The organism is Paradesertivirga mongoliensis (genome assembly GCF_024436395.1).
In the GTDB taxonomy this organism is placed as follows: Bacteria; Bacteroidota; Bacteroidia; order Sphingobacteriales; family Sphingobacteriaceae; genus Paradesertivirga; species Paradesertivirga mongoliensis.
The window spans coordinates 1158686-1173165 of the sequence record NZ_JAFMZO010000001.1 but is presented as its reverse complement, the minus strand read 5'-3'; the positions used below and the strand labels follow the sequence as shown (position 1 = coordinate 1173165).

Below are 14480 nucleotides of genomic sequence, written 5' to 3'. Positions count from 1 at the left end.
GCTTTTTGATATTCAGAAACTGTTAAACAAACAAGCGCTCTAACAGGTATATTTAGTATTCGATTTTGAATCATGGCACTTGCCTACCACAAAAAACTTGACGACAGCACCGAATTTGCTATCTGGAAGATAGAGGAGTCGGCGGAAGAATTATACGCCCAGCTACAACTTCGCGATCACGAGCAAAAAGTATTGAACGGCCTGAACAATGGCAAACGAAACTTGCACTGGCTGAGTACGCGAACTCTTTTACGACAGCTCCTCAATACCAAACATTATATTGATTGCCAGGTAGACGAGCACGGAAAACCATATTTACCAGGCTCACCTTATCATATCTCGTTCAGCCATTCTTTTGACTATGCTGCAGTAATGATTAGTAAAGATAAACCGGTGGGCATAGACATAGAAATCATTAAAGATAAAATTGAACGGGTTGCAAAGAAATTCTTAGTAAAAGAGGAACTGGATTTTATTGAAGACAAACACAAAATTGAGCATTTATACATTTGCTGGTGCGCCAAGGAAGCCGTCTACAAATTACAAGGCAAGCGGAATGTATCTTTTAAAGACCATATCCGGCTACAGCCATTTCCTTTCAACCAAAAGGGAAGCTTTGAAGCAAAATTGGAAGCCGATCAGGAGTGTAAAACCTTCGACGTTTTTTATGAAAAGTTTGAGAATTATATGATAGGCTATGTAGCAGGCTGCAGCGAGATTTTAACTTCGATACCAGATATAACCGAAACCCAGGTCAATGAAAAATAAGAAAGCCTATTTTCAGAACTGGGGATTATTAGATTACCAGCAAGCCTGGGACCGCCAGGAAGAACTTTTCAGTGCAATAGTAGAATCGAAGATCGCTAACCGGAAGCATGACTCGGACCAGCCAACAGCAAATTATCTAATCTTTGTCGAGCATCCGCATGTGTACACCATCGGCAAAAGCGGCAAGCAAGAAAATCTTTTACTTGATAACGAAGGCCTGAAGAACGCTGACGCAACGTATTACAAAATAAACCGCGGCGGAGATATCACGTATCACGGTCCCGGGCAGATTGTAGGTTACCCGATTTTAGACCTCGATAATTTCTTTACGGATATCCATTTATATTTAAGAACGCTGGAAGAAGCTATCATTTTGACGCTTGCAGAATATAACATTGAAGCCGGAAGATTTCCCGGTTTCACGGGGGTATGGCTGGATGCCGACAATGAGAAAGCCAGAAAAATATGTGCAATGGGCGTTAGATGCAGCCGCTGGGTAACCATGCACGGTTTCGCATTTAATGTAAATACCGACTTAAATTATTTCAAAAACATTGTTCCCTGCGGAATTGATGACAAAGACGTAACCTCTATGGAGAGGGAACTTGGTTATAAACCCGATATGGAGGAGGTTGCTGCTAAACTAAAAAAAAACATAGCCACTTTATTTGAAATGGAGCTCGATGAATAGAAAATATTTATTTTCGGAAATAAGACACAAGCATGCTGCCCTGCTTCTTTAAACATATCACAGGACTCGACTGCCCGGGTTGCGGTTTCCAGCGCTCTGTGATGGCATTGTTTCGAGGAGACTATGTTATCAGTCTGCAGCTGTACCCAGCAGCGGTACTCATTTTGATTTTGTCCTTGGTCAGTGCTTTCGAGATTTTCTATCCCGTTAAGGAATTACAAATGCTGAGAAAAGTGCTTTTATACGCGTCGGCCGGGGTTATTATTCTTTCTTATACGATCAAATTGATCGATCAAACTTCTTCTCTTACAGCGGCGTAATTATAATCTTTAACCAGGGTTTCGAGAAAAGCCAGATCGTCCATGCCATACGGAGCTACAATATTTAAGTGCTGCTTAAGTCGTGCTGCCGTTTGATACAACAAGGGGAAATTATCGCTTCTTCTTACATTCTCAATTACCTCGTGAATAAGCACAATCTCCGAGTTACGCAGCTGACTGGCTTCCTGAAAAACGGGCTGATAATTTTCATCTACAGGAGCGAAAGCTACCTGATTGAAGTTTGTTCTTGGATGGGTCCGGATGAGAGTAGTGCCGGCTACGAGATCGCCAATTCGCTGATTTTTTTCGGTAAGGACAACAGAAACCAACGCTCCTAATTGAAAGGTAATTCCAAAATCAACGATCCTAAAAAGCCATCTCATCAGATACTGCCCGAAAGAGGGCTGAGAACCGTCGAGGCTGATGACTTTTATCTTCATTATTCGTTTTCCAACACTCTGTCCGTTAAAAAAAGCTTCACATATTAAATCATAGAAAGCAAGCAGCAAAAGCCAAAATGCCATCGCAATTGGAAATCCTTTGAAAAGATTATCGAATTGATGAAAGACTCCTTCTGACGCAGCTGCAGCGAGGAACAGCACAAAGAAGACTCCAAGATCAATTAACCTTGCCAAGATCCGCTCTCCTAATCCAGCATATTCATAGTCAATGTCAATATTTTGAGGGGTTGTGATCCGGATAGTGTGCATATATCAAATATAATCCCCTAATTTAATTTTTTTGTTGCGTATTTAAATATTGTAACTATTTTAACTGAAATTATTCCTGCCTGGAATTACGATGAGGGAAGCCCTGTTTGTTAAACAAAATTCGAGTAAATGGGAGAAGTATGAAAAATTACATACTCAGAATCCCGACGAGATGGCATCACAGTTTATCAGCATAACTGATGACTTAGCTTTTGCCAAAACATTCTATCCCAAATCAAAAACCACAGCTTATTTAAACGGCCTGGCCTCCAGATACCACCAGTCTATTTATCGCAATAAGAAAGAAAAAAGCAATCGCTTCTTTCTCTTCTGGAAATCCGAATTACCCCTGCTTTTTAAGAATCATCAGAAACCCTTACTTTACTCCCTCCTATTTTTTCTAACTTTTTCCGCTATAGGGGCACTTTCTGCGAAATACGACGATACTTTCGTAAGGCTGATTCTGGGCGACGGCTATGTGAACATGACCAACGATAACATTGAAAAAGGCGATCCTTTTGGCGTTTATAAAAAGCACGATTCGCTTACCATGTTCATCTACATCGCTATGAACAATATTTATGTGTCATTCACAATGTTTGTACTGGGCTGCTTGTTGTCTGTTGGCACGCTATACGCCTTGCTAAGGAACGGTATCATGTTGGGTGCATTCCAATATTATTTCTTCAGTCATGGTTTGGGCTGGCAGTCGATCTTGGTTATTTGGATCCACGGAACTCTCGAGATCTCGGCCATTGTAATAGCAGGGGCCGCCGGACTGGTGCTTGGAAACAGTATTCTTTTTCCAAAAACCTTTACGCGTGTCGAGTCTTTGAAACGCGGCGCAAAAGAAGGCACCAAAATTATTATCGGCCTGGTTCCGATTTTTCTTTGCGCGGCCTTTCTTGAAGGTTACATCACCCGCCATACCGAGATGCCTGTATGGCTAAGTATTTCTATTCTTGCGGCATCCTTCATCTTTATTATCTGGTATGTTGTAATTTATCCTAACCTTATATATCAAAAAACTAACCCAAACCTTAATGAGAGAGAACATTGAATTTCGCCAGGTCCGTGATTTCGGCCAGCTTGTTAACGATACATTCGTATTTTCAAAACAGAATCTTAAACCGCTTTTAAAATCCATTTTTATTATTTGCGGATTCTTTTTGGTAGCCAGTATTGTAGCCGCAACGTTTTATGCCCTGCGGGTGCAAGAAGGCGTTGCCAGCGGTGAAGCGGAAAGCCCAAAAACGGTTCTGGGGTGGGAGTATGCTGTCAGTATGGTTTTTATGCTGCTCTTTTACACATCTATTTCGGCAACCGTTTTCAGCTTTATCAATTTATACGTACAGAAGGGCAATGAGGCGCCCGCGGTTGAAGAAGTTTGGGAAAGCGTAAAATACTTCTTTTTCCGGGTACTGGGTTCGGGTGTTCTGCTCGCTATTTTACTTGTTGTGGGTTTAATGCTCTGCGTGATTCCAGGAATTTATTTATGGCCGCCTACATCCATCATTATGGCAATTATTGTGTTCGAAAATGGATCATTCAGCTACGCATTCGATCGTGGGTTTAAACTGGTTAAAGACCATTGGTGGACGACCTTTGGCGCCATGTTTATTGTTATGCTGGTAATGGTAGCTGCCACAATGGTCGTGGTTTTGCCCGTTGCATTATTAACTGCAGGATCTGTGTTCATCACCAAAACCGACGTTTCTGGACCTATCGTGATACTGAATACTGTATTAGAAACGGCGGTCCAGATCTTTTACTTTTTGCCTTATGTTGCTGTGGCACTCTGCTATTTTAATCTGGTAGAATTGAAAGAAGGAACAGGTTTGATGGACAGAGTCGATATGATCGGCCAGAATAAACCCGACAGTGACTTGCCTGAAGAGCAATATTAGTCTTTATGCGCAATCTGAGCACCTCTATCCTTTATTTACTGGCTTTGACAATGCCATTTCCGGTTTTCTCGCAGAGGAAGTCCGCTTCGGCGATAGAGGGCAGCGTTACCTTAAGAAACTTCGACTCCAATGCTATCAAAGAGTACCGTCTTAATAAAGAATTTAACTACGGAGAAGTTCAGCCGGACATTTCACCCAGTTGGTGGGACCAATTCTGGGATTGGTTCTGGAGCCTTTTCAAAGAAACGGTTACCAATTCGGGAACCGGCACGTTCCTGCAATACTTGATGATCGGACTTGGAATAGCGGCTTTGATATTTTTGATCATCAAACTATCGGGGATGGATCTTGCGCATTTATTCACGGGAAAATCCACAGAAATTGAAGTGCCATATGCCGAGAGTCTTGAAAATATTCACCAGATCTCTTTTGAGGAAGAACTCGACCGGGCGTTGAAAAATAACGACCTCCGGCTGGCCGTCCGTCTTTTGTATTTAAGAACGCTCAAAACACTCAACAGTCGCGGAAGAATAAAATGGGAACTGGATAAAACGAACAGCCATTATATCCAGGAATTGCAGAACCCAATCCATAAGGAAGAGTTTAGAAGGCTAACCCACCGGTTTGAATATATTTGGTATGGAAGCTTCCGGATTGACGCCCCGCTTTATGAAAAGATCAATCGTTCGTTTCAGGATTTTAACGCCACTTTGTGATGAGAGACCTGAAGATTTATCTGGTAATTGCTTTTAGCCTGCTGACGTTTTATATTATTGCTCAATATAACCGCCCCCAACCGATAAACTGGAAACCTACCTTTGATAAAAAAGATAAAATCCCGTTCGGAACCTACATTCTTTACAACCGCCTACACGATATTTTTCCTGAGGCTGAAGTCCGGCCTCTGCGGGATGCGCCTTATGTGATACTGGAAGACGAAAAGGCCCAGGGCAACTACATTCTGATTGCGCCGGATGTTAAGCTGGACGAATATGATTTTAAGGAAATGCGGAAATACATGAACGCAGGCAGCAACGTTTTCATCGCATCCTTCAATCTGAGTTCCTACTTAACCGACAGTTTGAATCTTAAGGTAAATAGCGAACGTAAGCTGGCAAGCGGCCGAATACCAGTGAGCTTTACGAATACATCACTTAACCCCGCCAAAAAACACACATTCGATAAAGGTATTGGCGAACAATATTTCAGTCGCTACGACACTTCAAAAGCCGTGGTGTTAGGCGTAAATGGGAACAAACATGCCAATTTTATAAAATACCAATACGGGCGCGGAGCTTTATATATAATAGCCAGCCCCATGTTTTTCACCAATTATAACATGTTACAGCCCGACGGTGCAGAATATGTAGCTAAAGCACTCTCTCATCTGCCGCAAAAACCACAAATTATTTGGGACGAATATTCTGCTTTGGGAGCTATTGATGAGGGGCAGTCACCCTTAAGGGTCTTTTTCTCCTATCCGGCTCTTAGCTGGGCATATTATATAGCCCTCTTTAGTTTAATGGCATTTGTATTATACGAAATTAAGCGCCGGCAGAGAATCATCCCGGTTATTGAGCCATTGAAAAATTCATCCGTCGAGTTTGTGAAAGTTGTGGGCCAGGTTTATTATCAGCAGCGCAACAATTCAAACATTGCCCAGAAAAAGGTCACTTACTTCCTTGAAGAAATCCGGTCGAAATATGGACTTAAAACGAATACACTGAATAAGGATTTCGCAATTTTACTTTCGGCAAAATCCGGCGTGGATCAGGATATGATTCATCGTCTTTTAAAATATATCCTTGAATTGCAGGCACAAAGTAAAATCAGCGACCAGCAACTTATTACATTAAACAATACTATCGAAGAGTTTCAATATCAATCAAAGCAATAAATGGAAGAAAACATTTTTGAGAACAGAACCGACCTGAGTCAGCTAAGCGAGGCAGTAAATACTATCAGAACCTCGCTGAGCAAAGTAATTATAGGCCAGAGTGAGATGATTGACTTTCTCATTGCAGGAATTTTAGCCGACGGCCATATCCTGATAGAAGGGGTTCCGGGAGTAGCGAAAACACTCACAGCAAAACTAATCGCCAAATGTATCGACGCTAACTTTTCACGAATTCAGTTCACTCCGGATCTGATGCCTTCCGATGTGTTAGGAACTTCGGTGTTTAACCCGAAAGACGCCTCTTTTGAGTTTAAAAAGGGTCCCGTTTTCGGGAATATTGTTTTGATTGATGAAATAAACCGGGCTCCGGCAAAAACCCAATCAGCCCTGTTTGAAGTGATGGAAGAGCGGCAAATCACGATGGATGGCCGAACTTACAAAATGGATGAACCCTTTATGGTATTGGCCACCCAAAACCCCATCGAACAGGAAGGAACCTATAGACTACCCGAGGCACAGTTAGACAGGTTTTTGTTTAAGATTGAAGTGAGCTATCCGAGCCTGGAAGAAGAAACTCAGATCCTAGTTCAGCAACATCAGCAAAAAACAGATGAGAAGCTGCAGGAAATTAAGCCTGTGTTAAGCATTCAGCAAATTATTGAGTTAAGACGCCAGGTAAGACAGCTCTATGTAAAACCAGAATTACTTCAGTTTACTGCACAGATTATTCACGATACGCGGAGTAGCAAATCTCTCTATCTGGGAGCATCGCCGCGCGCAACACTTGCCGTGGTAACCAGCGCCAAAGCTTTGGCAGCTATGAATGGAAGAGACTTCGTAACTCCGGATGATATAATACGCTCGGTAAACCCTGTTTTACGCCACCGTATTATGTTGACCCCCGACAAAGAAATGGAGGGAGTATCACCCGACGATGTTTTGGCCCAGATCATTCACAAAATAGAAGTTCCGAGATAGTCTAATTCCCAAACATTGAATAACTTCTATTCCAAATTCTATAAAGAGCTGTTTCTGACAAACCTGCTGTTTGCCAGTTTGACTTTTGTCGTGATTTTGTTTGTTCTATCTTTTTTCTTCCCATGGCTGGGAGATATCCCCCTTGTAGTATTCTTAGCGATTATTTTACTGATTGTCACTGATATCGTCCTGCTTTACAGGATCGAATCGGGAATATTTGCAAGGAGAAACACTGCTGAGCGACTAAGCAATGGCGATGATAATAAGATTATAATCCACCTGGAAAACTTCTATCCGTTTCCAATTAAAATTGGCGTGATTGATGAAATTCCCTTCCAATTTCAAAAAAGAGACATCTGGTTTAAAAGCAGGTTGGCTCCCAGACAGCAAAAAATAATTGAATACACACTAAAACCCTTAAAACGGGGAGAATATGATTTTGGCGATATTCACATTTACACCAGATCACCGCTGGGTTTAATCAGCAGGCGCTTTACATTTGAGGAAAGCAAAACCCTGAAAGTTTATCCATCCTTTCTCCAAATGCGGAAGTTTGAATTATTGGCTATTTCCAACCGCCTTCTTGAGGCAGGGATAAAAAAAATACGCCGATTAGGCCATAGTATGGAATTTGAGCGCGTCAAAAACTATGTATCGGGAGATGATTATAGAACCATTAACTGGAAAGCCAGTGCACGCCGGGGAGATTTAATGGTAAACTCGTTTACGGATGAGAAGTCGCAGAATGTTTATTGTATTATCGATAAATCAAGGTCGATGAAAATGCCTTTTGAAGGCCTAAGCCTGTTGGACTATTCGATCAACGCCACGCTTGCCCTTTCTAATATCGCAATGCTTAAGGATGATAAGGCAGGCATTATCACCGTATCAGAAAAGATCGGGGCGGTACTTCCCGCCGACCGTAAGCCTGCCCAACTAAATAAAATTCTGGATGTTCTTTACAAAGAGAAAACGCGCTACCTCGAACTTAATATGGAAGCCTTATACCTTACGGTGCGGCATACTATAAAACAGCGTAGCCTGGTAGTATTTTTTACCAACTTTGAAAGCATGTCATCGCTGGAAAGGCAATTACCATATCTGAAAAAGATTGCGCGTTTCCATTTACTGCTTATCGTATTTTTTGAGAATACGGAACTGAAAAAGCTGAGTGAAGAGCCAGCGAGCGATGTCGAGGGAATTTATATCAAAACCATCGCAGATAAGTTTGCCTACGAAAAAAAGCAGATTGTGCTCGAACTTGCCCGGCACGGTATCCAGTCCATTTTGACATCCCCTCAAAACCTTACCATAAATACTATTAACCGTTACCTCGAAATCAAAGTAAGGCAAACGATCTGATTACATCCCGGGCAACAACACACCAGCAACTTTCAAATCGTCTATCAGCTTCTCCTGAAACTTAAGTTTCGAGTCTGTAAAGCCATGTGGATTAACCCAGATGTAGACGGTTATTTTGTATCCGTCAGGCTCGAGAGCAGATATTCCAATCTTTGATTCCGGGCTTTTCAGAATACTTTTTGAAGATTTAATTACTTCCTCAATTATCGGCTTTACCTCGTTAAAATCAGTTTTGTAATTTAGTTTGAGTTCTATATCGAGGCGGCGTTTACCTTCCCTGCTGGTATTGATGATAATTTCATTGGATAATTTGCTGTTCGGAATAATCACCGTTTTATTGTCGGATGTGGTTACTACGGTATAAAATATCTGGATAGAATTCACCGTTCCTTCCTGCCCTTGCGCTATAATATTATCACCGACTCTGAAGGGTTTCAAGGCAAGGATCAAGACTCCGCTTGCAAAGTTCTGAAGCGTACCCGACAATGCTAGACCCGCTGCAACGCCAAATGCACCGATCACCGTGGTGAAAATGGTAAGCGTAAAACCTGCGATTTGCATGATTCCGATGATCAGCATTACCTGCAACGAGATAATGATCATACTTTGCAAAAAAGGCTGCAGCGAAGGGTCCAGATCTCTCTTTTGCATGCCTGCGATCAGCCACTTCTTGATGAGCCTTATTAGCCATAAGCCAATAAAGAGTATAATGATCGCCGATATAAGCTTCGGGCCGTTTAGAAGAATGAAATCGTAGGCTTTGTCGTAGAATTTATCCCAGTTCATGCGTAATTGTCTTAATTCAGAATTTACAGGATTTTAGAATGATAGAATTGATGTGATCGCTTAGCTGGAACACTTATAGATATTGTTTGTATTAAAAACCAATTTATATTGAAGGCTGGTTCCTCCAAAGTTTATCAGCAATCCCTTTTTAAATCCATATGCTATAAGATAGTTTTTGGTTTGAACAAAATGGACATTTTCAAGTTCAAACAAAGCTTTCAATTCAACGACGATTGTGTTTTCCACAATAAAATCAGCTCTCCTCGTTCCCACTTCAATGCCATCATAGTAAATAGTTTGCTCTAATTCTCTTTGAAAATCCAAGCCAGCTCTATTCAATTCTATCGCCAGACAGCGTTGATATATTACTTCCTGGAAGCCGTTGCCAAGTGTGTTATGTACCTTCATGGCACACCCAATTACAGCATATGTTAATTTGTCTTTTTCCACTGAAGCAGAACGGATGATCGTGTTTTTTTGCGAAAGTTAAGCATATCGCCAACATTCTGAAAATTCTATCATCCTGAAAATCCTGCCAAAAACAATAGCCCCGAAGCTAGGCTTCGAGGCTATTGAGAATATTCTGCGTGAAATTTTGTTACATCATTCCACCCATGCCGCCGCCCATTGGAGGCATACCACCGTGACCGCCTGCAGCAGACTCTTCAGCCTCGTCAGCAAGTACACACTCAGTAGTTAATAACATAGCTGCGATAGACGCCGCATTCTCTAAAGCTACACGAGAAACTTTAGTTGGGTCGATAACACCGGCACCGATTAAATTTTCGTAAACATCAGTACGTGCATTGTAACCGTAGTCAGCAGTTCCTTCTTTAACTTTTTGAACTACGATAGAACCTTCAATACCTGCGTTTTCGCAAATCTGGCGAAGTGGCTCTTCGATAGCACGACGAATGATCTGAATACCAGTATTTTCGTCTTCGTTAACACCTTTAAGGTCTTTTAACGACTCAACTGCACGGATGAAAGCAACACCACCACCAGCTACGATACCTTCTTCAACCGCAGCGCGGGTTGCGTGTAAAGCATCGTCAACACGGTCTTTCTTCTCTTTCATCTCAACTTCTGTAGCTGCACCTACGTAAAGTACTGCAACACCACCAGAAAGTTTAGCTAAACGCTCTTGTAATTTCTCACGATCGTAATCAGAAGTAGTAGATTCTACCTGAGATTTTATCTGGTTAACACGAGCTTTAATATCTTCTGGATTACCAGCGCCATTGATAACTGTAGTGTTATCTTTGTCGATGATGATTTTTTCAGCTTGTCCTAAGTAAGAAAGGTCGGCATTTTCTAATTTGTAACCTCTTTCTTCAGAGATAACAGTACCGCCAGTCAGGATAGCGATATCTTCTAACATTGCTTTACGACGATCGCCGAAACCTGGAGCTTTAACTGCAGCCACTTTCAGTGAGCCACGGATCTTGTTAACTACCAATGTAGCCAATGCTTCTCCGTCTAAGTCTTCCGCAATGATAACCAAAGGCTTGCCAGTTTGAACTTGTTTTTCAAGAACAGGAAGCAATTCTTTCATGCTGCTGATCTTTTTGTCGTAGATCAAAATGTAAGGATTCTCTAATTCTGCTTCCATTTTATCTGCGTTGGTTACGAAGTATGGAGAAAGGTAACCACGGTCAAACTGCATACCTTCTACAGTTTTCACTTCAGTTTCAGTTCCTTTAGCTTCTTCAACAGTGATCACACCGTCTTTACCAACTTTACCCATTGCTTCAGCAATTAACGAACCGATAACTTCGTCGTTGTTTGCAGAGATAGAAGCAACTTGTTTGATTTTGTTGTTGTCTTCGCCAACAGTTTGAGATTGAGTTTTAAGGTTCGCAACAACAGCAGAAACAGCTTTATCAATACCACGTTTCAAATCCATTGGATTTGCACCCGCAGCAACGTTTTTTATACCTGCTGTAACGATAGCCTGAGCCAGAACCGTTGCAGTAGTTGTTCCGTCACCCGCGATATCAGCAGTTTTAGAAGCAACTTCTTTCAACATTTGTGCTCCCATGTTTTCGATAGGATCTTTTAGTTCGATCTCTTTAGCTACAGTAACACCATCTTTTGTGATAGATGGAGAACCGAACTTCTTATCGATAATTACGTTACGGCCTTTAGGACCTAAAGTAACCTTAACCGCGTTTGCTAAGATATCAACTCCTCTTTTCAGTGAGTCGCGTGCATCAACATTGTATTTTACTAATTTTGACATTGTCTTTTAGATTTTAGATTTGAGATATTAAATGTGAGACTTATGCCTCCTAATTCTCGTGTTATTGCTTCAATTTGTATCGTAATGGAGATTTAATGACTGATCTGTTCCGATCTCTCAAATCTCACATCTCTTTTTAAAGTACCGCGTAAATATCAGATTCACGCATGATAAGGTACTCTTTACCATCATGGGTAATTTCAGTACCGGCATATTTGCCATATAAAACCTCGTCACCAACTTTCACAGTTAAAGGCTCGTCTTTTTTGCCATCACCCACAGCTACTACAGTTCCTCTTTGAGGCTTTTCTTTAGCCGTATCGGGGATATAGATGCCAGATGCTGTTTTTTCTTCTGCAGGAGCAGCTTCCACCACTACTCGGTCTGCAATTGGTTTAATATTTAATGCCATAGTTTTGATATTATTTTGTTTCTGTTCCCTTTTGCTCACTTTCTGTGCCAAAGCCCCGAAATATGAAAAAATGATATTTAACTTGTCAAAATTGCATTTTTAAACGAAAGCTTAATATGCATTTAACCTACTCAATGTCATGCTGTCAGTGAAATGTCAGCCATAAAAAAAGGCCTCCTTATCAGGAAGCCTTCATATAAAAGTTAAGCAAATTACTTCTTCGTTGTATCGCCTATCCCTGGAAGAGGTTGTGTCATTGGCGAAGATCCGGCAGGTTTTGAAACCTCATTCTGAATCGACTCAGTTGAATTGGCAGAACCACCCGGAGGCACCATGTTCAATACCAACACTATAACCATTAAGGAAATAACTAACACCCAGGTTCCTTTTTCAAGGAAATCGCCTGTACGTTGAACGCCCATTACGTTGTTTGAACCGGAAAAACCAGAAGACAGGCCACCGCCTTTCGGATTCTGAATCAGAATAATCAGAGCCAACAGTACACAAACAATAATTGCAAGAATAACCAGTGTGATATACATCTTATATTTTAATTGAATTTCTTTTCTACTTCACGAATTTGGGTTGCAAAGTAAGCGCTTTTTTCCGGGAATTTAAAACTTAATTTTTGGTAGATATCAATTGCCTTATGATAAAGCATCTGATCAGTATATATCCTGGCCAGAGTTTCAGAAACAAGGTCGAGGTTATCCTCCGAACTTTTTCTAGCCTTATTTTCTGTATCCAGACGTTCAGCTTTAGGCGGACGAATCTGTGGGTCTTCTGTGATAAACTTTTCTATGATCTGATCCTCGCGCCGTTTAATACCGAAATGTACCGGCTGACCTGGCTGGTTTTCGAAAACGTTGATCTCTGGCTGAATGTGAAAGATATTCTCCATGATCTGCTGGTCTAGCTGCCCGGCACCACGCTTTTTAACCGCCTGAGGCGTGATAATGGATTTTGAAGGAGCATAGGGCTGATAAATGTCCGCATGTTCTTTACGGGTTTTATCAAGCCACCATAGAAAGGAAAAGGGAAGTTTATCGTCGTCGTAGCGGGTAATGGTTTCTTTTCCCAGAGGTACAGCCGCTGATCCCGTTTCGGAATATGTTTCCTGCTCTACATCATCATCTTTTTGTAAAGGATCAATTACCGATTTATCAAACACAAAATAGTCTGTGGAAGCAATGTTTCCGATAATTTCATTTTGTGCTGCGGCAGGTTCCGCTGTTTCACCCCCGGCTTGATTTGCCGGCGAGAAATTCGCTTCTGTCTGTTGTGGGTCTTCTTTTTGTATTCCCTCAAATTCCGGGTGTTCGAAGTGCGGAATAACCGTTTCGATCGTATTATCAAAATATTGTAAAGCAGGGCTGAAAGAACCTGACCTTTCATCACCTTCCTCAGTCCCGACAGCACCTGTCTCGCTGGATTCTGCTGTTAGATTCGGATCTGACATCTGATCTTCCTCTTCTTTGCTTTCCACCTCAGCATCGGTCTCGAGGTCAAAGTAAAACTCGCTTTCGGCAGTCTCTATTGTTTCAATCTCAGGTGCAGATTCTGGTTCTTGCAAACTTTGAACCAAAATCTCCTCAGCGTACACAGGTTCGGTTAAACCAGATTCTTCCAAAATCACTTCATCAGGCTCCGATTCTCTTGTTGTATCTTCTTCTGCTTCTGTCTCGGTTGATTCCAAAGTTTCGGCATCGGTATGGATTTCTGACTCAGACGCTTCGTCCTGATCTGTGGTTTCTTCTTCCGAAGCCTGCTCAGGAATTTCAACCGCTTCGGTTTCGTCTTCCTTTTTCTCCTCCAACACGAGATCGGTTACAGATTCTGATTCAATTGCCGAAGGCTCTAAATTGGCATCCTCTCCTGTTTCCTCTTCCCGGTAAGTTGCTTCTGGAGTTTCAATCCCGGCAAACTCTTCCACCACCGGATTGAGCTCTTCTGTATCATGCTCTTTAGGCTCCGTTTCGGAAACTGGCTCTACGGCTTCATCTGGTACTGTGCCTTTTTCTTCCGCATCAACTGGTTGACTGGTGGTATCTGTGGTATCTTCAGAAATTGATTCGTCTGGAATGAGACTTGGTAACGAGCTCGAGACGCCACTGGTTGACCGGCTCTCGAACTCATCAATATTATTTATTACTTTATAAAGTACCGCCCTGTCGGGTGTATGAATGGCAGCCTTGGAAAGGTAGTCGTCGAATTTTTCTGGTTTAAATTTTCTTAATGCAAATGCATAGGAGATATGAAGCGGGTATGAAAAAGGATATAGTTCTACCAGATCCTCTAACATGCTCATATCAAAGACCGTTAAAGTGGAAGGCTTAGATATCAACCTTGAGAACTCGCGGGTATTTACAAAACTTAAATCTGCCACTTCCTAATAAAAAGATGAAAC

Annotated in this window: 16 protein-coding genes; 9 read left to right on the top strand and 7 right to left on the bottom strand. The window is 41.7% G+C overall.

The window, feature by feature from the left end; genetic code table 11:
- Positions 1–72: 72 nt before the first annotated feature.
- From J3P43_RS04825 to J3P43_RS04815, 3 genes are read left to right on the top strand one after another with little or no spacing between them, the layout of a single operon-like run.
- A complete protein-coding gene (locus J3P43_RS04825; protein WP_255899751.1) occupies positions 73–768 on the top strand; it encodes a 4'-phosphopantetheinyl transferase family protein in 696 nt (231 codons plus the stop codon).
- Positions 758–1459: a lipoyl(octanoyl) transferase LipB gene (gene lipB / locus J3P43_RS04820; protein ID WP_255899749.1), complete on the top strand. Its 702-nt coding sequence runs from the start codon at positions 758–760 to the stop codon at positions 1457–1459. The genes J3P43_RS04825 and lipB overlap by 11 nt, the downstream gene beginning before the upstream one ends.
- 32 nt (positions 1460–1491) lie before the next feature.
- On the top strand, positions 1492–1779 hold the full coding sequence (locus J3P43_RS04815) for a DUF2752 domain-containing protein (protein WP_255899747.1): 288 nt from the start codon (positions 1492–1494) through the stop codon (positions 1777–1779).
- Here J3P43_RS04815 and J3P43_RS04810 read toward each other — a convergent pair.
- Positions 1752–2489, bottom strand: a complete 738-nt coding sequence (locus J3P43_RS04810; RefSeq protein ID WP_255899744.1) for an RDD family protein — start codon at positions 2487–2489, stop codon at positions 1752–1754. The genes J3P43_RS04815 and J3P43_RS04810 overlap by 28 nt on opposite strands.
- A gap of 91 nt (positions 2490–2580) precedes the next feature.
- On the opposite strand from J3P43_RS04810, the gene J3P43_RS04805 reads away from it, so the two are divergent.
- From J3P43_RS04805 to J3P43_RS04780, 6 genes are read left to right on the top strand one after another with little or no spacing between them, the layout of a single operon-like run.
- Entirely contained in the window at positions 2581–3549 is a 969-nt protein-coding gene (locus tag J3P43_RS04805; RefSeq protein ID WP_255899741.1) for a stage II sporulation protein M, read from the top strand.
- A complete protein-coding gene (locus J3P43_RS04800) occupies positions 3533–4396 on the top strand; it encodes a hypothetical protein (RefSeq protein ID WP_255899739.1) in 864 nt (287 codons plus the stop codon). The genes J3P43_RS04805 and J3P43_RS04800 overlap by 17 nt, the downstream gene beginning before the upstream one ends.
- A gap of 50 nt (positions 4397–4446) precedes the next feature.
- On the top strand, positions 4447–5112 hold the full coding sequence (locus J3P43_RS04795) for a DUF4129 domain-containing protein (RefSeq protein ID WP_255899736.1): 666 nt from the start codon (positions 4447–4449) through the stop codon (positions 5110–5112).
- On the top strand, positions 5112–6293 hold the full coding sequence (locus J3P43_RS04790) for a DUF4350 domain-containing protein (protein ID WP_255899733.1): 1182 nt from the start codon (positions 5112–5114) through the stop codon (positions 6291–6293). The genes J3P43_RS04795 and J3P43_RS04790 overlap by 1 nt, the downstream gene beginning before the upstream one ends.
- Entirely contained in the window at positions 6294–7271 is a 978-nt protein-coding gene (locus tag J3P43_RS04785; protein ID WP_255899730.1) for an AAA family ATPase, read from the top strand.
- 15 nt (positions 7272–7286) lie between these two features.
- The gene (locus tag J3P43_RS04780) at positions 7287–8633 is read left to right on the top strand and encodes a DUF58 domain-containing protein (RefSeq protein ID WP_255899727.1); all 1347 of its coding nucleotides are present in this window, start codon (positions 7287–7289) and stop codon (positions 8631–8633) included.
- On the opposite strand, the gene J3P43_RS04775 is transcribed toward J3P43_RS04780, so the two are convergent.
- From J3P43_RS04775 to J3P43_RS04750, 6 genes are all read right to left on the bottom strand, one after another.
- Positions 8634–9419, bottom strand: a complete 786-nt coding sequence (locus J3P43_RS04775; protein ID WP_255899724.1) for a mechanosensitive ion channel family protein — start codon at positions 9417–9419, stop codon at positions 8634–8636. It abuts the gene before it with no gap.
- 60 nt (positions 9420–9479) lie between these two features.
- Positions 9480–9869, bottom strand: coding sequence for a GxxExxY protein (locus tag J3P43_RS04770; protein WP_255899721.1), 390 nt, complete (start codon positions 9867–9869; stop codon positions 9480–9482).
- A 148-nt stretch (positions 9870–10017) separates the two neighbouring features.
- Positions 10018–11661: a chaperonin GroEL gene (groL, locus tag J3P43_RS04765; protein WP_255899718.1), complete on the bottom strand. Its 1644-nt coding sequence runs from the start codon at positions 11659–11661 to the stop codon at positions 10018–10020.
- 136 nt (positions 11662–11797) lie between these two features.
- Positions 11798–12073, bottom strand: coding sequence for a co-chaperone GroES (locus J3P43_RS04760; RefSeq protein ID WP_255899715.1), 276 nt, complete (start codon positions 12071–12073; stop codon positions 11798–11800).
- 212 nt (positions 12074–12285) lie between these two features.
- The gene (secG, locus tag J3P43_RS04755) at positions 12286–12615 is read right to left on the bottom strand and encodes a preprotein translocase subunit SecG (protein ID WP_255899712.1); all 330 of its coding nucleotides are present in this window, start codon (positions 12613–12615) and stop codon (positions 12286–12288) included.
- A gap of 8 nt (positions 12616–12623) precedes the next feature.
- On the bottom strand, positions 12624–14459 hold the full coding sequence (locus J3P43_RS04750; protein WP_255899709.1) for a DUF8458 domain-containing protein: 1836 nt from the start codon (positions 14457–14459) through the stop codon (positions 12624–12626).
- Between the last annotated feature and the right edge of the window lie 21 nt (positions 14460–14480).